At 71.6% G+C, this 21,698-nt stretch carries 17 protein-coding genes and 1 riboswitch; of the genes, 1 reads left to right on the top strand and 16 read right to left on the bottom strand.

Going from position 1 to position 21,698, the window contains the following annotated elements; genetic code table 11:
- Nucleotides 1-116 precede the first annotated feature (116 nt).
- From ACQCO7_RS36165 to ACQCO7_RS36135, 7 genes are all read right to left on the bottom strand, one after another.
- Nucleotides 117-881 (bottom strand): SIMPL domain-containing protein, encoded by a 765-nt coding sequence (locus tag ACQCO7_RS36165; RefSeq protein ID WP_464075760.1) that lies wholly within the window; start codon nucleotides 879-881, stop codon nucleotides 117-119.
- Nucleotides 882-1,208: 327 nt separating this feature from the next.
- Nucleotides 1,209-1,994, bottom strand: coding sequence for an SGNH/GDSL hydrolase family protein (locus tag ACQCO7_RS36160; RefSeq protein ID WP_464077375.1), 786 nt, complete (start codon nucleotides 1,992-1,994; stop codon nucleotides 1,209-1,211).
- A 149-nt stretch (nucleotides 1,995-2,143) separates the two neighbouring features.
- Nucleotides 2,144-2,857, bottom strand: coding sequence for a DUF6250 domain-containing protein (locus tag ACQCO7_RS36155; protein ID WP_464075759.1), 714 nt, complete (start codon nucleotides 2,855-2,857; stop codon nucleotides 2,144-2,146).
- Nucleotides 2,841-3,887, bottom strand: a complete 1,047-nt coding sequence (locus ACQCO7_RS36150; RefSeq protein WP_464075758.1) for a GDSL-type esterase/lipase family protein — start codon at nucleotides 3,885-3,887, stop codon at nucleotides 2,841-2,843. The genes ACQCO7_RS36155 and ACQCO7_RS36150 overlap by 17 nt, the downstream gene beginning before the upstream one ends.
- Complete coding sequence (locus ACQCO7_RS36145; RefSeq protein WP_464075757.1) at nucleotides 3,884-6,610, bottom strand: exo-rhamnogalacturonan lyase family protein; 2,727 nt, start codon at nucleotides 6,608-6,610, stop codon at nucleotides 3,884-3,886. Before ACQCO7_RS36145 ends, ACQCO7_RS36150 begins: the two co-directional genes overlap by 4 nt.
- A 201-nt stretch (nucleotides 6,611-6,811) precedes the next feature.
- Nucleotides 6,812-7,825 carry a peptidoglycan DD-metalloendopeptidase family protein gene (locus tag ACQCO7_RS36140; protein ID WP_464075756.1) on the bottom strand — a complete coding sequence of 338 codons (1,014 nt, stop codon included), beginning with the start codon at nucleotides 7,823-7,825 and terminating at the stop codon, nucleotides 6,812-6,814.
- A riboswitch (cyclic di-AMP (ydaO/yuaA leader) is annotated at nucleotides 7,826-7,988 on the bottom strand. It lies immediately after the preceding gene.
- A gap of 275 nt (nucleotides 7,989-8,263) precedes the next feature.
- Nucleotides 8,264-10,336, bottom strand: a complete 2,073-nt coding sequence (locus ACQCO7_RS36135) for an alpha-galactosidase (protein ID WP_464075755.1) — start codon at nucleotides 10,334-10,336, stop codon at nucleotides 8,264-8,266.
- A 205-nt stretch (nucleotides 10,337-10,541) separates the two neighbouring features.
- On the opposite strand from ACQCO7_RS36135, the gene ACQCO7_RS36130 reads away from it, so the two are divergent.
- On the top strand, nucleotides 10,542-11,342 hold the full coding sequence (locus ACQCO7_RS36130; protein ID WP_464075754.1) for a tyrosine-protein phosphatase: 801 nt from the start codon (nucleotides 10,542-10,544) through the stop codon (nucleotides 11,340-11,342).
- Nucleotides 11,343-11,371: 29 nt separating this feature from the next.
- Here the strand turns inward: ACQCO7_RS36130 and ACQCO7_RS36125 are convergent, their stop codons facing one another.
- The 9 genes from ACQCO7_RS36125 to ACQCO7_RS36085 all read right to left on the bottom strand — a co-directional run bounded on the left by ACQCO7_RS36125 (nucleotide 11,372) and on the right by ACQCO7_RS36085 (nucleotide 21,689).
- A complete protein-coding gene (locus ACQCO7_RS36125) occupies nucleotides 11,372-11,497 on the bottom strand; it encodes a DUF6126 family protein (RefSeq protein ID WP_409118904.1) in 126 nt (41 codons plus the stop codon).
- On the bottom strand, nucleotides 11,494-12,105 hold the full coding sequence (locus ACQCO7_RS36120; protein WP_464075753.1) for a helix-turn-helix domain-containing protein: 612 nt from the start codon (nucleotides 12,103-12,105) through the stop codon (nucleotides 11,494-11,496). The genes ACQCO7_RS36125 and ACQCO7_RS36120 overlap by 4 nt, the downstream gene beginning before the upstream one ends.
- A 116-nt stretch (nucleotides 12,106-12,221) precedes the next feature.
- Entirely contained in the window at nucleotides 12,222-13,607 is a 1,386-nt protein-coding gene (locus ACQCO7_RS36115; protein ID WP_464075752.1) for an aspartate aminotransferase family protein, read from the bottom strand.
- A complete protein-coding gene (gene dxs, locus ACQCO7_RS36110; protein ID WP_464075751.1) occupies nucleotides 13,604-15,556 on the bottom strand; it encodes a 1-deoxy-D-xylulose-5-phosphate synthase in 1,953 nt (650 codons plus the stop codon). The genes ACQCO7_RS36115 and dxs overlap by 4 nt, the downstream gene beginning before the upstream one ends.
- A gap of 29 nt (nucleotides 15,557-15,585) precedes the next feature.
- The gene (ispG, locus tag ACQCO7_RS36105) at nucleotides 15,586-16,743 is read right to left on the bottom strand and encodes a flavodoxin-dependent (E)-4-hydroxy-3-methylbut-2-enyl-diphosphate synthase (protein WP_464075750.1); all 1,158 of its coding nucleotides are present in this window, start codon (nucleotides 16,741-16,743) and stop codon (nucleotides 15,586-15,588) included.
- Complete coding sequence (hpnH, locus tag ACQCO7_RS36100; protein WP_010356626.1) at nucleotides 16,740-17,762, bottom strand: adenosyl-hopene transferase HpnH; 1,023 nt, start codon at nucleotides 17,760-17,762, stop codon at nucleotides 16,740-16,742. Before hpnH ends, ispG begins: the two co-directional genes overlap by 4 nt.
- Before the next feature lie 5 nt (nucleotides 17,763-17,767).
- A complete protein-coding gene (locus ACQCO7_RS36095; protein WP_464075749.1) occupies nucleotides 17,768-18,409 on the bottom strand; it encodes a phosphorylase family protein in 642 nt (213 codons plus the stop codon).
- Nucleotides 18,409-20,499, bottom strand: a complete 2,091-nt coding sequence (gene shc / locus ACQCO7_RS36090; protein ID WP_464075748.1) for a squalene--hopene cyclase — start codon at nucleotides 20,497-20,499, stop codon at nucleotides 18,409-18,411. The genes ACQCO7_RS36095 and shc overlap by 1 nt, the downstream gene beginning before the upstream one ends.
- A gap of 122 nt (nucleotides 20,500-20,621) precedes the next feature.
- Nucleotides 20,622-21,689, bottom strand: a complete 1,068-nt coding sequence (locus ACQCO7_RS36085) for a polyprenyl synthetase family protein (protein WP_464077374.1) — start codon at nucleotides 21,687-21,689, stop codon at nucleotides 20,622-20,624.
- Nucleotides 21,690-21,698 lie beyond the last annotated feature (9 nt).

The raw sequence follows: 21,698 nt of genomic DNA, 5'->3' as shown, positions 1-21,698 counted from the left end.
CGTGCCCCGGCATCGCCGGACCACCCGGGAAAACGCCGCGACAGCCGACTTGATTCCCCCGAAACACCGCAGGCCGCCCGAGCCCCAGCCCGGACGGCCCGCGCACACGATCCCGCTCAGTCCAGCTCGTACACCACCGTCACCGAGGACGTCGCCTTGATCTCGCCCGGCGCCAGCGGTACGGCTCCGAGGCCGCCGGCCGGCATGTCCGCGGCCATCGGCGGGGCCGGGGTCGCGTACCCCGTGCTGCCCTCGCTCAAGGTCACCAGGCGGCCGAGGTGCCGGCCGCTCAGCGCGGCGTACTGCTCGGCCTTGGCGCGGGCGTCCGTGAACGCGGCCTTGCGGGCGGCGCGTTGGAGGGGTTCGCGGTTCGCGAGGTCGAAGACGACGGAGTTGACGCGGCCCGCGTCGCCGGTGGCGTCGGTGACGGCCTGGAGGACGGTGCCGGTGCGGTCGATGACACGGACCTTGACCGTGAAGGACTGGGCGGCCCGGTACCCGGTGAGCACGGAGGTGCCGTCCGTGTAGTCGTAGACGGGGCTCAAGGAGATGCCGTCGGTGTGGACGTCCTTGTCGGCCACCCCCTGCCCGCGCACCGCCTTCAGCAGCGCGTCGGCCGCCTTGTTCTGCGCGGCCATCGCCGCCTTCGCGGTCTTCGCGGTCGCCTCGACCCCGATGCCCAGCACCGCGAGATCGGGCTCGGCGCTCGCGCTGCCGTCCCCGGTCACGGTGACCGTGGCCGGTGCGGACGCGGCCCGCGCGGCGACGGGTGCGGACGCGTGCCCCGCGTCCAGCGCGGCGGCACCGGGCGCGGACAGGCCCAGCGAGAGGAAGGTCACGGCGAGCGCGGCGGTGGCGCGGGACGTACGGGAACGGGGCATGCGGGCCGGTCCTTTACGCAGATCGGGGACGACGTTCCGCCATCCGGGAAACCCCCGGAGGCGTCCGGCCATCCCAGCACCCGCATCACGGCCCCCACCCGCACCACTCCCGCACGATCACCTCACTGGCCGAGCCCCCGTGACAAGCGGGCGGCGCCGATCCGGCGGACCTGGGACGGCATCCGGCGCCGCGCACCGGCCGCCCTCGGGCCGCTCGCCGCCGCCTCGTGACCGTCCGGCCCAGGTCACCGCGCCACACCCGCCCACGGAACCCGGACCGCACCGCCGCCGCCTCGTGCGCAGTCGCCGAAGGCCCCCGCCCGAGCCTCAGGCCACCGCCGAGATCCGCATCTTGATGTCGTCCGGCGACAACGTGCCCTTCGCCGTCACATGGTCCCCGGAGGACTCGCCGCGCAGTCGGCGCCCGATCCACGGCACGAGGTACTCGCGCGCCCAGTGCACGTCGTCGCGCCGGACGTCCAGCGGCCCGCGCGGCGGGAGCGCGGGCCACGGCTGCTCGGGGTCGGCCGGGACGTCGAGGCCCAGCGTCTGCCCCGCGCGCAGCGCCACGCGCGTGTGCCCCTCCGGGGACAGGTGGAGCCGGTCGTCGTCCCAGGCCCTGCGGTCCTGGACGGAGCGCAGGGACCACAGGTCGAGGACGGGGCACCCGTACCGGTCGGCGATGGCGCGGACGTGTCCGTTGTACGTCGCGATCTTGCCGCGCAGGTGTTTGAGGACCGGCATCTGCCGGGTGTCGAACCCGGTCGTCACCATCACCGTGCCGGCTACGGACACCATCTGCGCGACGGCGAGTTCGAACCGTTCGGCGACTTCGTCGGGGTCGGTCCCGGGCCGCAGGATGTCGTTGCCGCCCGCGCACAGGGACACCAGGTCGGGGGCCATCGCGGCGGCCTGGGGAAGCTGGTCGGCGACGACCTGGTCGAGCAGCTTCCCGCGCACCGCGAGGTTCGTGTACGCGAAGTCGCCCTCGGCCCGCCGGTCCGCGAGGAGTACCGCGAACCGGTCGGCCCAGCCGACGAACGCCCCGTCGGGGCCGGGGTCGCCGACGCCTTCGGTGAAGCTGTCCCCCACCGCCACGTACGACCCGATCATCACTGTCTTGCTGTCACTCTTCGAATCGTCTGCCACAACAGCCCATGATTCACCTTCGAATGTGACCTACGCGACCGTAATAAAGGGTTGACGGACGGTGAGATAAGCCACTCCTAAAGAGTTGCCCAATCCGGGAATAACCCGGGGTCTCAGCGGCGTCCGTGATGCAGGGACCACACCCGGAATCCCTCGATCCGGAAATGGCTCCAGGTGGTCCGGAAGGCGAAGTGCCCGCCGGTGTACGGCTCGGGGTCGCTGTAGTCGAAGACGAGCCGCCCGTTGTCCCACCACCGCACGGTCGACCCGTCGGAGACGATCCGCACCCGGTTCGGCTCGTTCGCGACGAGCAGCGGCTCGGTGTAGTCGTAGATCAGCGGCCGGACCCCCGCCTCCCCGACATACCGCCGCAGCCGGGTCGTCGTGTTGTAGTTCGCGCCGTACCCGGAGTAGTAGGTCTTCAGGTAGTCGTACTCCGCGAGCGCGCCCCCGCGCGCGGTCGCGAAGATGTCGTCCGGCGAGCGCACGTCGACGGCGTTCCAGAAGTTGTTGAGGTCGGAGACCCGGTCGTTGACACCCCCGGCGGAGACGGGGGTGGCGGTGTACTCGATGACGTACGGCCCCTGGAGGGGCTGCCGGAACCAGATGGTCGCCCCGGCGGGCACGTCGGCCTCCAGCACGCCCCGCGAGGCCGTGACCGTGCCGCCCTTCTCCAGCTCCACGGCCCACTTCCCGAGCCCGTGGCAGAAGTCGTCGTGGGCGAGGAGCCGGCGGCGGGGTGCGGCGGCGGCCCGCGTCGCGGGGGCGACGGCGGCGAGGGCGGCTCCCGCCGCGAGGACGCCGAACGCTCTACGCGTGGTCGTCATGTCGGTGCGCTCCTTCGGTCGGGGTCAGCAAGGTGATCAACCGGTCCGCCACCTTACGGTGACCCTGGACGCTCGGGTGGACCGCGTCGTTGAGATCGTCCGCGGAGATCCATCCGGTGGTGTCCACGAACTCGGTGTGTGGATCGGCGAGTTGGGAGACGGCCGCCGAAACGTCCGCCGCGTGCGTGCCGTTGAGGGGTCGCAGCGCCAAGATCCGTGCGTGCGGGGCGGCTCGACGCAGCAGCGCGAGGTACGCACGGTAGGCGGCGGTGAACTCCTCGGCCCCGTACGCCGCGTCGTTCGACCCCTGGTTGACCACGACGACATCGGCCTTACGGTCCGGACTCGCCGCCGATCCGGCGTAGTTCCAGCCGTACGCGTCCCGGGCGTTCGGCACTCCCCCGTTCCCGGTGAGGATCACGCCCTGCCGCCCGAACCCGACCTGCGTCAGCGAGGCGTGCAGCGCGTCGGCGACCAGCGTCGGGTAGGCGGCCGTTCCGTCGGCGCAGTCGGACGTGCTGCTGCCGCACAGGGCGTTGACGCCCTGCGTGACGGAGTCGCCGTAGAACGCGAACTGCCGCTCGTGCTCGGCGCGTCGGGGAATCACCCGCCCCTTGAGCCCGGTGAGTGTCACCCCCGTCTGGAGCGGCGGCACCCACCGGTTCACCCGCGAGAACACGTCCTTCACGGACAGCTCGGCGGTGTGCGGTCCGCGCCCCTGCGCGGTGATCCCGATGTCGGGGCGGTCGACGGCGTACCGCTGCTTGGGGCCGCCGTCGACGGACACGTACACCTGCGCGGGAACCGTGACGGAGGCGACGTCGAAGAGGGCGTGGACGGTGTTCCCGGTGAAGGAGAAGCGCAGCCGGGAACCGGAGTTGACGGTCACGGCGGCCTCGGCGCTGCGGCTCCAGTGGCCCTCGTAGGCGAGGCGGCGGTCGTCGGGGCGGACCGTGTCCGTGCCGGCCGCGTGGGCGGGTTGCGGGACGAGGAAGGCGAGGCCGAGCGCCGGTATCAGGAGGCGTTTCATGACGGGATCTCATCTCCGATCAGGGCGAGGTTCTGGATCGCCGCGAGCGCCCACTGCGCCGAGGAGTTGGTGGAGACCCAGGGGATCTCCCGTGTGGTGCGCAGGACGTGGGGCGTGGGAACGGTGACGCGGGACCAGTCGTTCGACGGGAAGTAGGTGTCGGCGCCGGTGAAGAACTCCTTCCAGGCGCGGCTCGCGAGGGCGGGGTCGTCCTGGTGGCGGGCGGCGTACGCGGTGATGCGGGAGTGGGCGGCCGGGAGGGCCGACTTCCAGGTGGAGCCGGTGAGTCCGCGCTTCTGGGCGTCGGTTCCGTTGTAGTAGCGGGCGTAGTTCAGCCAGGCCGTGCGGAACTCCGGTTCCTGGTCGCCCAGGAGAGCGACGATCTCGCTGGTGGTCTCCACGAGCCCGAACACGGCGCTGAGGTGCGACACGTTCACCGCTGTGCTCGCCGTGAGCGCGAACCGGCCGGTGTCGGCGTCGAGGAGACCGGTTCCGGTGAAGAAGCCGTTGGGCTGCGCGGCAATGGTCCGCAGGGAGTTGACCAGTTTCGTGCGGGCCCGCTCCGCCCGCGGTCCGCGTCGCTCCCACTCGGTGAGCCAGGCCGCCGAGATGCCGCCCCAGTCGGTGCCGAAGCCGACGGAGAGGGCGTGCCGGTCGCCGGGGGTGTAGCCGTCGGTGCGGACCTTGCGCTGGGGGTCGACGGCGAGGAACGTCAGCTCCACGTCGGCGAGTTCGCGCAGCAGGTCGCCGGTGCGCTCGTCGCCCGTGAGGTAGTAGAAGAAGCGCCGGTTGGCCGCCGTCGAGATCCGCACCTGCTTGGCGCTGTCCGCGTAGTGCTGGACGCCGTGCCGGGTGCCGAGGCCCGCCCACTTGCCGAGGTGGTAGACGTCGACCTCGCCGGTGTGCCGCGTCATCGCCTCCGCGAACCGGAACACCTCGGCGGAGCCGGTGCGCAGGAAGTGGTACCAGAGCCAGAGGTCGGTCCCCAACTCCGAGTTGTCCCAGGCGAATCCGCCGACGTCGTAGCGCCAGACGTGCCGGTCGGTGTCGTAGGTGTGCTGGACGTCGCCGTAGTCGAGGAACCCGTACCAGCGCCGCTCCTCGCGCTGGTCGCGGTAGTAGGCGAACAGGTCGTCGAGGTGGTCCTCGATCGCCGTGCGGGCCTTCGAGGAGCGGTCGACGGGCGCCCAGTCGCCGAACACCCCGGCGGCGTGCAGGCGCCCGGGTGCGGCGGTCAGAAGGGGCGGGGTCGCAACGGCTCTGGAAAAACTGGCGAGTTGAGCGGCGGCCGGTGTCTTCTCCACGGCCCAGAACGTGAGTTCACTGGTCCGCGCGATCCCGTACGGGGTGCCGAAGCCGGGCTCGTAGTCCTCGTACGTGATCTCCAGGCCGCCGTCGGACTGCTTGTCGTACGTGTCCTGGCCCAACCCGTCGTGGTAGAAGCGCAGATCGAGCGGCTGGGCTTCCGGGGCGTAGAGCCAGAGGGTGACCTCGGCGGCGCTGCTCGCGGCGCCGCGCACGTCGAGCTGGGTGGGGTGGCGCTGCCAGAAGTCCCGTACGCCGAAGGCGAGTCCGCCGCTCGCGCCGCCGACGTACCCGAATCCACCGGCCCGTTGACCGGCGGCGGCCGGGATCCAGCCGTGCCCGGCCTTGGTGCGCTTGCGGATCTGGTAGCCGTCGGCGGTGAGTTGGGCCAGCGTGTAGTCGCCCCACTGGGGGATGTAGGCGAGGCGGCTGGACACGCGCGTGTCCCAGGTCGCGAGGTCGGGCAGCTTCTCCCCGGCGACCTGCGCGGCCCGGACCGCCGCACCGGGGTCGCGGCGCAGGCCGGTGATGCCCTGGACGGCCTCGGCGAACAGGCCCCCGCCGGAGTCGGCGAAGCGGATGTGCCGGTCGTACGCCTGGTCGCGCAGCGGGACCGTGAAGCGCACCCCGAGCCCGCGCAGGAAGTCGCCCTGGTCGCGGCCGGGTTCCTGCTCGCCGTCCCAGACGAAGGTGTGCACGAGCCGGAACGACTCCGCACCGGCCGAGAACGCGAACCGCAGCACGAACGGCAGCCACCCCCGCCCGCCGTGCCGGTGCCGACCCTCGACCCGTACCACGGCCCGCACCGGCCCGTCCTGCTCGACCTCCACCTTCTCCACCCGCCCGGCGAACGCCTCCACCTCGGCCCCGCCCTGCACACTCCCCTGCCGCAGCGCGACCAGCCGCCCGTCCCGCGCGACCTCGACCCCACCGCGCCTCAGACTCCGTACGACGGTGTCGGCGCCCTTCGCCGCGAAGAGCGCCGTCAGGACGCCGGTCGAGACCTCGACGCCGCCCTTCGCGCGCCGGACCGCCACCCGGTGCCGCGGTGCGGCCGGGGTGCCCGCGTCGAGGAGGTAGCGCTCGGAGCGGGGGGCGTCGGGGGCGATCGCGTGGGCCGTCCACTTGACCGAGCCGTCGGGCCAGTAGGCGGTGGGCCAGGTCTGGACGGGGACGTCGGTGCCGTCGGCGGTCGTCAGCTTCAGGGGCTGTCCGGATCTGTGCGTACCGCGCGCCCAGGGGACGCCCCAGGTGGTGCCGGCGTGGGCGTCGGGGGCGCCCTCCAGCCAGTGCAGCTCGGTGCCGGCGGCCGTGCCGGACGCCGCGGCTGCGGGGCGGGACAGGGCCCAGGAGAACGAGGTGGCGGCTGCCGCGACTGCGGCGCCCTTGATGACGGTACGTCGGTGGACGCCGGACACGGGACCTCCAGGAAAGCGCTTGCGGGGGACGGAGATCACTGTGTGCCCGCGCTTTCCCGGCTGTCGACGGATGCCACACGACCGCAACAGAACGATCATGATCGCGCAAGAACCGACAGGGTCATGCTTGGTGAACGCCCCGAAGGCCGGACCCGGGGATCGGGGGTCCGGCCTTCGGAGGCGTGTCGGGCGACGCTGGTGTCAGACGGAGACCCCGTGCGAGCGGAGGTACGCGAGCGGGTCTATGTCCGAGCCGTAGTCCGGGGTCGTGCGCATCTCGAAGTGCAGGTGCGCTCCGGTCACGTTGCCCGTGGCGCCGGAGTAGCCGATCTGCTGGCCCGCGCTGACGGTCTGGCCGACCGAGACGTTGAGCGCCGAGAGGTGCGCGTACTGCGCGTAGTAGCCGTCCGCGAGCTTGATGACGACCTGGTTGCCGTACGCCCCGCCCCAGCCGGCCGCGACGACCGTACCGGCGCCGACCGCCCGCAGGGTCGTACCGCTCGGGACGACGAAGTCGACGCCCGTGTGGTAGCCGCTGGACCACATGCTGCCGGCGACGCGGTAGCCGGTGCCGATGATCGCGCCCCGGACGGGGAGGGTGAAGCCGGAGGAGGACGAGGCGCTCTCGGTGGTGGCCTTCGAGGAGGAACTCTTCGAGGAAGAGGAGGAGCCCTTCGAGGAAGCCGAGGAGTCCGAGGAACCCTGCGACTTCTGCGACGACCGCTGCGACGACCGCGAGTCGGAGGAGGACGAGCCGGACGACGAACTCGACGACGAGGAGCCGGAGGAGCTTTCCGCCCGCGCCGCCTTCGCGCCGAGCGACAGCCGCAGCCCGGGGTGGATCAGCGACGGGTCGGAGCCGACGGCGTCCCGGTTGTCCTCGTACAGCCGCTGCCAGCCGCCCGTGAGGTTCTGCTCCTCGGCGATCTTCGAGAGGTAGTCGCCGGAGCGGACGGTGTAGGTGGTCGTCCTGCGGGTGGTGGCCGACGTCGTCGCCGAGGCCGTGCGTGCGACCGGGACGGCCTGGACGGTCTTCCCGGAGACCGGCGCCACGGAGGCGGCGGTGGTGGTGCCCGCGGCGGACGCCGTCTGGGCGTGTGCCCCGGTGGCCCCGATGAGCGGAATGGCGAGCGCCGCGCCACCCGTTCCGGCCACGGCGAGCGACCGGGAGAAACGAGGCGGCTTCGGGCGGCGGTGCTTACCCCTGGCGGGCATGGATTTCCTCTCCTGCGCCTACGAGGTGAGCTGTCGGGTGCGGACAGGAGATGTCCGGCCGTGCCGAGGCACCGCTTAACCCCAAGCCTGCTCCGGAAGACCGGACCAGGCGGAACTGCCTGTGGGTCCCCCGCTCCTGCCGTTTCCTTGGTGGGTGTGTTCGGCTCCGGACTGCGGCAGGATTCGGCGTCCGCCCGGATTGGTGATGAACGTAGGCGACGCGGACGCACGGGGACAAGCAGAAGTTGTATATGAATCTCTTTCCTGTCGATTCACGGTGTGTTTCGACCGTCCGCGCACACCGCGCGAAAACCCTCCGAACCCCTGAATCCCCTTGAAAATCCGGCCTATTACGTGCGCATGACGCGTAGCGCAGGGCCAGAAATATGACCCTGCTCACGCAACCGATTCACAGATTTCCCAATTCGGACAGAAACCTCAGATGCGGCGCAGCCGGAATACCGCCGCATCGAGGTCACCGCTCAGCCCGGTCCGCAGCCCGTGATGCACCAGCACCGCGCCCCGGTGGATCTCGCCGGTTTCGAGGCATTCGTACGACGCCGTCGCGTCAAGTCCGCGCAGCCGCACCGCCGGTGCGGTCTCCCCGTAGTGCTGGGCCTGGAGCCAGGCCAGGACGACGGTGTCGTCACCGCGCACGTACTGCACGGCGCTGAGACCGCCCTCGGGGGCGCGCAGCCGGTACAGGTCGCCCTGCTGGACGACGGGCCGGATCTTCTTGTAGAGCTCCACCCACTCGCGCGCCTCGGCGAGTTCCGCGTCGGTCCACTCCGAGAGGTCCCCGCCGACGCCGAGCACCCCGGCGAAGGAGCTGACGAACCGGAACTTCAGCGAGCTGACCCGGTGGTTGAGCTGGGTGTTGGGGCTGTCGGTGACCCAGGCGGCCATCACGCGCGCGGGGTGGATCTGGCTGAAGCCGTGCTGGATGGCGAGCCGGTCCAGCGGGTCGGTGTTGTCGGAGGTCCACACCTGGTCGGTGCGGCTGAGGATGCCGAGGTCGATCCGGCCGCCGCCGCCCGAGCAGGACTCGAAGGCGACGCCGGGGTGCGCGGCGCGCAGCCGGTCCAGGAGCCGGTACAGCGCGCGCACGTGGTCGACCCACAGGCGCTGCGGGTAGGGGTCGCCGGGCCAGCCGGCGTCGGTGAAGCAGCGGTTGAAGTCCCACTTCACGTAGTCGATGGGGGCGCTGGACAGGAGGGTGTCGAGCTGCTCCCAGAGGTACTCCTGGACGTCCTCGCGCGCGAGGTTCAGCATCAGCTGGTTGCGGAACTCGCTGCGCGTGCGGCCCTCCTGGAACTGCACCCAGTCGGGGTGCGCGCGGTAGAGGTCGCTGTCCGGGTTGACCATCTCGGGCTCGACCCAGATGCCGAACCGCATCCCGAGACCGTGCACCTGGTCGGCGAGGGGCTTGAGGCCCTGGGGGAAGCGGTCGGGGTTGGGCGTCCAGTCGCCGAGGCCCGCGCGGTCGCTGACGCGCTTGCCGAACCAGCCGTCGTCGACGACGAACAGCTCGACCCCGATGTCGGCGGCCTTGCGCGCGAGGACGAGCTGCTGCTCCTCGGAGATGTCGAAGGTGGTCGCCTCCCAGGAGTTGAACAGCACCGGGCGGTCCTGGCCGGCGTCCGGGATCACGTGCTCGCGCTGGTAGGCGTGCCAGGCGCGGCTGGCGCCGCCGAAGCCGCCGTCGGACCACAGGGCCGCGAAGACGGGCGTCGTGAAGGAGTCGCCGTCGGCGAGGAGGAGCAGGCCCGAGTCGTCGTGTCCGGCGCCGCCGGTGATCTGTACGCGTGCGTCGGGGAGCTGGGCGACGGCGATCCGCCAGGAGCCGGACCAGCCGAGGGCGGTGGTGAAGACCTCGCCGGTCTCCTCGGTGGCGTCGGTGTCGAGGGCGACCCAGGGCAGGTGCGGGTGGCCGGTGTGGCCGCGGCGGCTGCCGATGACCTTCTCGCCGTAGGTGAGCTGTGTGCGCGTGAGGCGGGACTCGGCCGCCCAGCGGCCGTGGAGCTGGGAGAGGCGCCAGCCCTCGCGGTGCGGGAGGGTCCAGGTCGCGGAGTCGGCGCGCAGCAGCTCCAGGGGTTCGCCGCCGTCGTTGCCGAGGACGGCCCAGCGCTCGACGACGTCCCCGCGCATCCGGTAGTGCAGCGCGACGGTCAGTCCGCCGTCGCGGAACGCGAGCCGGAGTTCGTCGCCATCCGCCTCGTACGCGTCGAAGGTCCACTCGGTGCCCCGGCGCGCGGGCGTGCGCACGGAGAGCGCGGGGCGGGTGAAGCGGGGGCCGCCCTCGACGGGGTACTCCTCACGGCCGTCGAGTGCGGACTCGAAGGACGAGCCGTGCGGCAGCGGGACGGCCGCCAGCGCCTCGGCGTCGGCGAGGGCGATCGCCGGTCCCCAGTGGAGGTGCAGCAGCTCGCCGCGCTCGGTGAGGTGGAGGGCGTAACTGCTCGTGGGGCCCGACAGGAGCCACGTACGCCCGTTCTCAGCGGTTTCCAGCATCAGACCCTCACACGATCGAAAATCAGTTAAAACACATACGAACACGTACGACCAGACAGCAACATCATCGGGGGTCCCCGGGGCCGCCTGCAACGCCTGTGGACAACTCATGGGGTGTCACCCCCATGTCGTATCGTCGACAGCGTGTCCCACCGGCCATTTTCCTGAGCCGCGCCGGTCCGGGACCGACTGGGAGGGAGACCCCGTGACGCAGCAGATCCCCTCGACCGAACCCGAGCTGGCAGGTGTGCGCAACTTCCGTGACGTCGGAGGCCTGCCGACGACCGACGGGCGCCGGGTGCGCCAGGGCGTGCTGTTCCGCAGCGGCCATCTGGCGCACGCGACCGAGGAGGACGCCGCGTTCCTGGCCTCGCTGGGGCTGCACACGGTCTTCGACTTCCGCAACGCGGCGGACCAGAAGCTGGAGGGCCCGGACGTCGAGCTGCCGGGCACGCGGAACGTGAACCTGCCGCTGTCGGACCCGGCGGACGGCGCGGAGTTCTGGGCGATGGTCCGCGACGGCAGGATCGAGCAGCTGCGCGAGCTTCTCGGCGGGGGCAAGGCGGCCGGGCGGATGATCGCCTCGTACCGGACGATCATCAAGGGGCGCACGCCCGAGCACGCGCGGGTGCTGGCCGCCCTCGCCGACGACAGCACGCCCGCGCTGATGCACTGCGCCGCCGGCAAGGACCGCGCGGGCCTGTCGATCGCGGTGACGCTCCTCGCGCTGGACGTCGAGCGCGAGGCGATCGTCGCGGACTACCTGGAGTCCAACGCGACCCACCGCCGCTACCAGCTGCGCCGGACGGACGGCTCCGTGCCCCCCGCGCGCGACCCCGAGGTCACCGAACTCCTCAGCCCCCTGTTCGAGGCCCGCGTCGAGTACCTCCAGGCGGCCTTCGCCGCGATCGACGAGCACTGGGGGTCGGTGGACGCGTATCTGGAGCGGGGCCTCGGGGTGACGCCGGAGCTGCGGGCGCGCCTGAAGGACCGCTTCCTGGAGTGATCCCCCGCAGCCCCGGCCCCCGGCCCCGCCTACTGCCGCGAGCCCGCCTCGAACAGGAACCAGATGAACAGCGCCAGGATGTGACCGCCGACGACGTAGATCAGCAGCCTGATCCACAGCGCGCGCGGGAAGCCTTCCTCACGGTTGTCGCTCATGGTGTGTCTCCAGGGTTGGGCCCCAGGCACAGCGTGGCCGTGGGGCTCTGTAGCAGGGTGTGGACGAACAGGAGGTCGACGCCGGACGCGTCGCGCGCGGCGATGCGGTGCGGGGTCAGCGAGTCGAAGTGCGCGCTGTCCCCGGGGTCGAGGAGGTGCGTGGAGTCGCCGAGGGTCAGGCGCAGGCGCCCCGTGAGGACGTACAGCCACTCCTCGCCGGGGTGCACGCGCACGATGTCGCCCTGTGCGCCGTGCGGCACCCGCACCCGCAGGGCCTGCATCCCGCGCCCGGCGGCCCCGGCCTGGACGTACGTCCAGCCGCCCGCCTCGGTGGGCTCCATGTCCCCGGCGCGCACGACCGCGTCCCGTACGGCGGACGTCTCGCCGAGGAGTTCGGAGACCGTCGTACCGTAGACCCGGGCGAGCGCGAGCAGCATCGGCAGCGAGGGCTGGCGCTGACCGGTCTCCAGCCGGGAGAGGTAGGCGGGTGAGAGCCCGGCGGACCGCGCGGCGGCCTCCAGCGTGAGGGAGGCGCGGCGGCGCAGGGCCCGCAGGTGCGGGGCCATCGCCGGGAGGGCCGTGGTCGGCTCGGCGTCCGGAGTGCTCATGCGTCCATTCAGCCGCGAGCTTGCCTGTGAGGCAAATTTCTTGCCTCACAGGCAAAATCCCGGATCAGCGGCTCGCCGCCGCCCGCACGGTCACCGACCCGCCGACACCCGCTCGGTCACCGGTTCGCCACCGCCTGCTTGATCAGCGTCTTCCCGAAGTCCCACATCAGCCCGCCCCCGCCGTGCGCGTCGTCCATCACCTCGGTGAACGCGTCCACGAACCGCTCGACGTCCGCCTCGTCCACGACGAGCGGCGGGATCAGCTTGATGACCTCCAGGTGGTCCCCGGAGACCTGCGTGAGGATCCGGTGGCGCTGGAGCAGCGGGACGACCACCATCTGCGCGAACAGCCCCTTGCGGGCGGCCTGGAGCATCGCCCACCGGCTGCGCAGCTTCAGCGAGGACGGCTTCCCGAACTCGATGCCGATCATCAGCCCGCGCCCGCGCACGTCGGCGAGCAGCTCGTACTTCCCGACCAGCGCCGCGAGCCGGGACTTCAGCAGCTCCCCGACCCGGCGGACATGGGCGACGGTCTGCTCGTTCTCCATCACGCTGAGGACGGCGAGCCCGACGGCCATGGCCTGCGCGTTGGACCCGAAGCTCGCGGAGTGCACGAGGACGCGGTCCATCGACGAGTAGACCTTCTTGAAGATCCAGTCCTTCCCGAGCGTCGCCCCCACGGGCACGTACCCGCCGGACAGTGCCTTGGCGACACACACGAGGTCCGGCTCGACCCCGTCCTCGTGCTGGTAGGCGTAGAAGTCCCCGGTCCGCCCGAGCCCGGTCTGCACCTCGTCGGCGATGAGCAGCGCCTTGTGCCTGCGCAACAGCTCCTGCGCGCCCCGCAGATACCCGGGCGGCGCCTCGTGCACGCCCTTGCCCTGGATCGGCTCGACGATCAGCGCGGCGACGTCGCCCTTGCGCAACTCCCGCGCCAGCGCGTCGAGATCGCCGAGCGGGACGGCCGTGTCGGGCAGCAGCGGCGCGAACCCGTCCCGGAAGCCGTCCTCGCCGTTGACCGAGAGGGCGCCGGTGGTCAGGCCGTGGAAGGCGTGCTCGCAGTACAGGACGCGCGGCTTGCCGGTCGCGTACCGCGCGAACTTCAGCGCCGTCTCGACCGCCTCGGTGCCGCTGTTGCCGAAGAACACGCGGTCCAGGTGCGGACTGTGCGCGAGGAGCCGCTCCGCGAGGATTCCGGGCAGCGGCTGGCAGTCGAAGCGCGTGAGGTCGGCGAGGTCGAGGTCGAGGACGTCGTGCAACGCCTTGCGGACGACGGGGTGGTGGCGGCCGAGGGCCATGACCCCGAACCCGGCGAGCATGTCGAGGTAGTCGTTGCCGTCGGCGTCCCAGAAGTGGGCGCCCTCGGCACGGTCGTACACCTTGTCGAAGCCGATGGTGTGCAGCATGCGCGGCAGTTGGGGGTTGAGGTGCCTGCCGTGCAGCTCGTAGCGCTCGCCGCCGCGCGCGGCGAGGAGGGCGCCGAGGTCGAACTCCGTGCTCATTCCTTCTCCTTGACTGCGCCGCCGGGTTGCCCGTCGGCGTCCTTGACGGCGGGATCCGCGAACTCCCCACGCCCACCGGCACCCGCCTCCCTGACCGCGAGGCTGGCCCCGATCCGCCCCGCGATCTCCACCGGCGTCAGCCCGATGTCCGCCAGCACCTCCCCCCGCTTCGCGTGCGCGAGGAACTGCTCCGGAATCCCGAACCGCCGTACGGGAACGTCCACTTCGGCATCCCCCAGGGCCAGCGCGACCGCCGACCCCACCCCGCCCGAACGGGAGTTGTCCTCCACCACGGCGACGAGCCGATGCCGTGCGGCAAGAGCGGGCAGCTCGGGGTCGACGGGCTTGACCCACCGCGGATCCACGACCGTGCACGCGATCCCCCGAGCCGCCAGCAGCTCGGCGGCCTGGAGACAGACCGGCGCCATCACCCCGACGGCGACGAGGAGTACGTCCGCCCCCGCCCGCAACACGTCCATGTCCCCGACCCGTTCGACGGCCGGAATCGAGGGCCCCACCGACTCCTTGGGGAACCGGATCAGCGTAGGCGCGTCGTCCACGGCCACCGACTCCCGCAACTGCGCCCGGAGTTGATCGGCGTCCCGAGGCGCGGCGATCCGCAGCCCCGGCACCACCTGGAGGATCGACATGTCCCACATCCCGTTGTGGGACGCCCCGTCGACCCCGGTCACCCCGGCCCGGTCGAGGACGAACGTCACCCCGCACCGATGCAGGGCGACGTCCATGAGGAGCTGGTCGAAAGCCCGGTTGAGGAAGGTCGCGTACACGGCGACGACGGGATGCAGCCCCCCGGTGGCCAGCCCCGCCGCGCTCACCGTCGCATGCTGCTCGGCGATCCCCACGTCCCACACCCGATCGGGGAACCGCTGCGCGAACCTGCCGAGCCCGACGGGGTGCAGCATCGCGGCGGTGATCGCCACGACGTCGTCCCGCTCCTCCCCGATCCTGACCATCTCCTCCCCGAACACCGAAGTCCAGGAAGGCCCGTTGGAGGGTGCGAGCGGCTCGCAGGTCTCCGGGTCCATGACGCCGACGGTGTGGAAGTGGTCCTCCTCGTGCGCGAGGGCGGGCTCGTATCCGCGTCCCTTCTCCGTGAGGCAGTGCACCAGCACGGGCCCGTGGAAGCGTTTCGCGCGGCGCAGCGCGGACTCGACGGCCTTGATGTCGTGCCCGTCGATCGGGCCGACGTATTTCAGGCCGAGGTCCTCGAAGAGCCCCTGCGGCGCGAACGCGTCCTTGAACCCCTTCTTCGCGCCGTGCAGCGCCTCGTACACGGTCCGTCCGACGACCGGCGTGTGCTGGAGGACGTCCTTGCCCCAGGCGAGGACGCGTTCGTAGGAGTCGGTGGTGCGCAGGGTCGCGAGGTGGTTGGCGAGGCCGCCGATGGTGGGCGCGTAGGAGCGCTCGTTGTCGTTGACGACGATGATCAGGGGCCGGTTCTTGGCGGCGGCGATGTTGTTGAGCGCCTCCCAGGCCATGCCGCCGGTCAGCGCGCCGTCCCCGATGACGGCGACGACGTGGCCCTTCTCGCCCTGCACGTCCCGCGCCTTGGCGAGGCCGTCGGCCCAGCCGAGCGCGGTGGAGGCGTGGCTGTTCTCGATGACGTCGTGCTCGGACTCCTCGCGGGAGGGGTAGCCGGAGAGGCCGCCCTTGCCGCGCAGCTTGGAGAAGTCCTGACGGCCCGTCAGAAGCTTGTGGACGTACGCCTGGTGGCCGGTGTCCCACAGGATGCGGTCGACGGGCGAGGCGAACACCCGGTGCAGGGCGATCGTCAGCTCCACCACGCCCAGGTTGGGTCCGAGGTGGCCGCCGGTCCTGGCGACCGCGTGCACCAGGAACTCCCTGATCTCTTCGGACAGTCGGCGCAGCTGCGGCTCGTTCAGCGCCTTCAGGTCTCGCGGCTGCCGGATGCTCTCCAGAATCGTCACGCTCGGTCCCCCTTCGGTCCGTGCTGTTCTCAGCTCACGGTGACGGCCGGTTCTCCCGCCCCGGCGCCGTCCTTCTCCAGCTGGGCGGCGATCTTCGTCGCCTCCTCGATCAGGGTCTCGACGATCTTCGACTCGGGTACGGTCCTGACGACCTCGCCCTTCACGAAGATCTGCCCCTTGCCGTTCCCGGAGGCGACCCCGAGGTCGGCCTCCCGCGCCTCGCCGGGGCCGTTGACGACGCACCCCATGACGGCGACCCTCAGCGGCACCTCCATGCCGTCGAGTCCGGCCATGACCTCGTCGGCCAGCTTGTACACGTCGACCTGGGCGCGCCCGCAGGACGGGCAGGACACGATCTCCAGCCGCCGCTGCCGCAGGTTCAGGGACTCCAGGATCTGGATGCCGACCTTGACCTCCTCGGCGGGCGGCGCGGACAGCGAGACGCGGATCGTGTCGCCGATGCCCTGGGCCAGCAACGCCCCGAACGCGACGGCCGACTTGACGGTCCCCTGGAACGCGGGCCCGGCCTCGGTGACCCCGAGGTGCAGCGGATAGTCGCACTGCGCGGCCAACTGCCGGTACGCCTCGACCATGACGACGGGGTCGTTGTGCTTGACGGAGATCTTGATGTCCCGGAACCCGTGCTCCTCGAACAGCGACGCCTCCCACAGCGCGCTCTCCACCAGCGCTTCCGGCGTCGCCTTCCCGTACTTCTGGAGCAGCCGCCGGTCCAGCGAACCCGCGTTGACCCCGATCCGGATCGGCGTCCCGTGATCGCGGGCGGCCCGCGCGATCTCGCGGACCTTGTCGTCGAACTGCTTGATGTTGCCGGGGTTGACGCGGACCGCCGCGCAGCCCGCCTCGATCGCGGCGAACACGTACTTCGGCTGGAAGTGGATGTCCGCGATCACCGGGATCCGCGACTTGCGGGCGATGGTCGCGAGCGCGTCCGCGTCGTCCTGCGTGGGACAGGCGACGCGGACGATCTGGCAGCCGGACGCGGTGAGTTCGGCGATCTGCTGGAGGGTCGCGCCGATGTCCGACGTACGGGTCGTCGTCATCGACTGCACCGACACGGGGGCCCCGCCCCCGACCGGTACCGGCCCGACGTCGATCCGCCGCGAGACGCGTCGCGCGGCGATCGGACGGGCCGGTACCTCGGGGACGCCCAGAGGGACGGAGGTCACTCGCGGTTTCCGGCGACGGTCTCGCGCATGGCCCGCAGCGACTCCTTCAGCGAGCCCATGGTGGCGAGGACCGCGGTCGGTTCGTAGCCGCAGTGGGCCATGCAGTTGTCGCAGCGGGGGTCCTTGCCCCGGCCGTACTTGTCCCAGTCGGTCTTCTCGATGAGTTCGCGGTACGTCGGGACGTAGCCGTCGGCCATCAGGTAGCAGGGGCGCTGCCAGCCGAAGAGGGAGTAGTTGGGGATCGCCCACGCCGTGCAGGGGAAGTCGACCTTGCCCTCCAGGAAGTCCAGGAAGAGCGGGGAGTGGTTGAGCCGCCAGCGGCGCCGGCTGCCGCCGGAGAACGCCTTGCGGAACAGTTCGTGGGTCTGCTCGACGCCGAGGAAGTGGTCCTGGTCGGGGGCCTTCTCGTAGGCGTAGGCGGGCGAGATCATCATCTCGTCGACCTTGAGGTCGTCGTTGAGGTAGTTGAGGACCTCGATGATGGTCTGCGGGGTGTCGGTGTTGAAGAACGTCGAGTTGGTGGTGACGCGGAAGCCGCGCCGCTTGGCCTCCTTGATCGCCTCCACGGCCTCGTCGAACACCCCCTCCTTGGCCACCGACTCGTCGTGCCGCTCGCGCAGCCCGTCGATGTGCACGGTGAACGCGAAGTACGGCGACGGCGTGAACTTCTCGATCTTCTTGCGCAGCAGCAGGGCGTTGGTGCAGAGGAAGACGTACTTCTTCCGGGCCACCAACTGGCGCACGATCTCGTCGATCTGAGGGTGCATCAGGGGCTCGCCGCCCGCGATGGACACCATCGGCGCGCCGGACTCCAGGACCGCGCCGACCGCCTGTGCGACGGGCATGCGCTGTTTGAGGACACCGGCCGGGTGCTGGATCTTTCCGCAGCCCTCGCACTTCAGGTTGCAGGCGAACAGGGGTTCCAGCTCCACGATCAGCGGGAACTTGTCCCGCTTACGGAGCTTCTGTTCGACCAGGTATGTGGCGACTTTGATGGACTGACGCAGCGGCATGGCCATCTGGCTCACCTCCGAGGGAGCAGCACATTACGGTGCCATTCGAAGAAAGAAGGCAGGACGGAACGAAGGACGCGGAAAGCCGATATTCCACCGCGCAGCGTGCCGATCCGGACGAGTTCATGTTCTGGAGCGTCCACGACCACCCGGACGGCCGCAACGGGGCGTGTGCCCGCGCGCACGGCGCTCAGGAGCGTGGCGGCGGACTCCATGTCCACGGCGATCGCGCCGGTGGCCCTGAGCGCGGAACGCTCCGGGCCCCGGACGACGTGGTCGGACCCCACGAGGGGGCCCGTGTGGACGGTGCACCCCGGCAGGGTGCGGGCGAGTTCCTTGACGAGCAGTTCCGTGTCCACGCACGGGACGCTCCCGCGCGGGTCCCGGGTCTCCTCGGCGACCACCAGGTCACCGGGGTGCATCCCGGGAGCGAGCCCCGCACAGAACCCGGTGGCGAGGACGGCGGCCCCCGCCAGCACCGGGTCCCCGAGCACCCGCCCGACCGACCGCTCGGCGGCCCTCGGCCCCATCCCGGTGCGCAGGACGGTCACGGGCCCGGCGGCCCCACCGCGGTCCCCCAGGCGCAGGGCGACATGCTCGATCCCCAGCGCACAGGCGATCAGCAGCGGGGCCGGGGCGGGCGGGGCCCCCATCAGCTCGCCTTGACTTCGGGCGACCCGGCGGAGGGCGCTTCCCTCGAACCCCGGACCGCGGAAGGCCGGCCGCCTGAACCGGCCCCCCTCTGCGCCGGGTCCGGTGTCCTCGCGAACACCGGCTCCCCGTTGACGTACCGCCCGAGCGCGGTCAGCGGGAACACCTGCCGGTACAGGTGGTAGTTGATCGAGAAGTCCCACGGGAACCCGGTACCGGTGAAGTACGGCTCGTCCCAGGAGCCGTCCTCGCGCTGGGTCTCGGCGAGCCAGGCGATGCCCCGCTCGACGGCGCGGGAGTCGCGCTCGCCCGCCGCGAGCAGCGCCATCAGCGCCCAGCCGGTCTGGGACGCCGTGGAGTCGCCGCTGCCCGCCCACTTCGTGGACTTCTGGTAGGAGCGCAGGTCCTCGCCCCAGCCGCCGTCCTCGTTCTGGACGTGCTCCAGCCAGGTCACGGCCCGCCGGATCGCGGGGTGCTGGGCGGGCAGCCCGGCGGCGACGAGCGCGGGGACCACCGACCCGGTGCCGTACACGTAGTTGACGCCCCAGCGCCCGAACCACGAGCCGTCCGGCTCCTGTTCGGCCAGCAGCCAGGCGATGCCGCGCCGGGTGCGCGGGTCGTGGGAGAGGCCCTCGACCGCGAGCATCTCGACGACGTGCGCGGTGACGTCGGCGGACGGCGGGTCGATGACCTCGCCGAAGTCGCAGAACGGCAGCCGGTTGGGGAAGGGGCTGGTGTTGTCGACGTCGAAGGCGCCCCACCCCCCGTCCCGGGACTGCATCCCGAGGTTCCACCGCACCCCGCGCGCGATCGCCTTCTCCACGCGTTCGGGGTCGTGGTGGCGGACCCGGCGCAGCGCGAGGACGACCTCGGCGGTGTCGTCGATGTCGGGGTAGTTGTCGTTGTGGAACTCGAACGCCCAGCCGCCCGGCGGCAGTCCGGGCCGCGACACGGACCAGTCGCCGGGCCGCACGATCTGCTCGCCGAGCATCCAGTCGGCGGCCTTCACCAACTGCGGGTGATCGGCGGGCACTCCGGCGTCGGCGAGCGCGATGGTCGCCAGGCACGTGTCCCACACCGGCGACTGGCACGCCTCGATCATCCGGGCGCCGTCCTCGCGCCACACGGCGTACCGGTCCAGCGACTCAAGCCCGGCGCGCATGACGGGGTGTTCGAGGTCGTAGCCGAGCAGGTACAGCGCGATGACGGAGTACACGGCGGGCGGCTGGATGCCGCCCCAGCAGCCGTCGTTCTCCTGCCGCTCGACGATCCAGCGGGCGGCGGAGTTCAGCGCGGAACGCCTGAGCCTGCGCACCGCGAACGGCCGGTAGCCGCGCACGACTTTGTCGAGCCGCTGGAAGAGCCCGTCCCAACTCGCCAGCGGGGCGAGGGGCTTGGGCGGGTTGGGCACCGAGGGGTCGGTGTGCAGCTCGTCCAGCGGGAAGGGCGCCGGGCGTACCGGGCGCTTCGCGGAGACCACGGTCAGCGGGACGATGGTCTGCCGGGCCCAGCAGCCGAAGTTGTAGATCGACAGCGGGAACCAGCGCGGGAAGTAGATGAGTTCCGGCGGGAGTTCGGGCAGGTCCTCCCACTTCCACCAGCCGAACAGGGCGAGCCAGATCCGGGTGAAGACGCGGGCGGAGGCGATACCGCCCTGCGCACGGATCCAGGCGGACGCCTTCGCCATGTGCGGCGCCCCGGGGTCGTCCCCGGCGAGCCTCAGCGCGACGTACGCCTCGACGGTGGCGGAGAGGTCGGCGGGGCCGCCGTAGAAGGTGGCCCAGGTGCCGTCCTCGCGCTGTTCGCCGCGGACGAAGAGGGCGGATGCCTGTGTGGTCTTCTCGTCGCGGATGCCGAGGAACTGCCGCAGGAGCAGGTCCTCGGCGTCCATGGTGACGTTGGTCTCCAGGTCGCCCTTCCACCAGCCCTGCGCGTCCTGGTGGGCGAGCAGGTGGTCGGTGGCGCGGCGCATCGCGCGCTCGGCGGCTTCTTGTACCCCGGCCGCCACGGGGATCGTGATGTCGGTGTCGCTGGCCGAGGCAGCGCGGTGCGGGAGTGCCGCACCGGTGCTTCCGTCGGTCGTCGCTGTCATGGCTTCCCCTATCAGTGCAGTCGTGCGAAGTCGTGCTGCTGTGGGTCCGCCGTCGGCCGGTGCTTCCGTTCTCCTCGCGGCACCGGCCGGCGACTACGCGAGGGCTATTCGACCGATAGTGATCATCTCTTTCGTACGACGACGAAGTCGGCGAGCGCCGTGAACTTCTCCCGTACCTGCTCGGGCATGTCCACGTCGCCGAGGGCTTCGATGGCGATGGTGTGCTGGCGGCGCGCTTCCGCGGCCGTCCACTCCCGGCCGCCCGCCTCCTCGATGAGGGCGGCGCGGGCCGCGAACTCCTCCTCGGAGAAGTTCGCGAAGTCGGTGCTCTTCGCGTCGGCGGCGAGCAGGTCGCCGAGCCGCTCGGAGGCGCTGCCGCCGGCCGCGAGCGCGGCGACGACGGGCAGGGACTTCTTGCGCTGGCGCAGGTCGGACCAGGTCTGCTTGCCGGTCGCGTCGGGGTCGCCCCAGATGCCGAGGAGGTCGTCGACGGCCTGGAAGGCGAGGCCCAGGTGGTAGCCGTACTTCTCCAGGGTGTCGGCGTCCTTCTCGCCCGCCCCGCCGAGGACGGCCCCGACGGAGGAGGCGCAGGCGAGGAGGGCGCCGGTCTTGTTGCCCTCCATCTCCAGGCACTCCTCGACGCTGACGCGGTCGCGGTGCTCGTAGGAGATGTCCTGGGCCTGCCCGTCGATGAGGGCGCGGGTGGCGGCGGTGAGCCGGCGTGCGGCGCGGCCGGCGCCGGCGGTGCCGGACTCCAGGAGGACCTCGTAGGCGAGCGCGAACAGGGCGTCGCCGACGAGGATCGCCTGGGCGGGGCCGTGCACCTTCCAGACGGTGTCGCGGTGGCGGCGCTGCTCGTCGCCGTCCATCAGGTCGTCGTGCAGGAGGGAGAAGTTGTGCACCAGCTCGACGGCGACCGCGCCGGGTACGCCGACGGCCGGGTCGGCGCCGGTGACCTCGGCGGAGAGCACGGCGAGCGCGGGGCGGACGGCCTTGCCGCCGTCGCCCTCGGTGGGGTTGCCCAGGGCGTCGATCCAGCCGAAGTGGTAGGCCGCGACCGTGTCCATGGGGGGTGCGAGCCGGCTCGCGGCGGCCCGCAGCACCGGGCTGGCCAGGGTGCGTCCGCGCTCCAGGAGCGCGGCCACGTCCACCGCGGTCCTTCGAGCGGCGGCCGGCGAGGCCGGGGGCACAGTGGGCAC

It is taken from the genome of Streptomyces saintjeani (genome assembly GCF_055409605.1).
The sequence above is the reverse complement of the archived record's forward strand: the minus strand, read 5'-3'. Positions and strand labels throughout refer to the sequence as shown.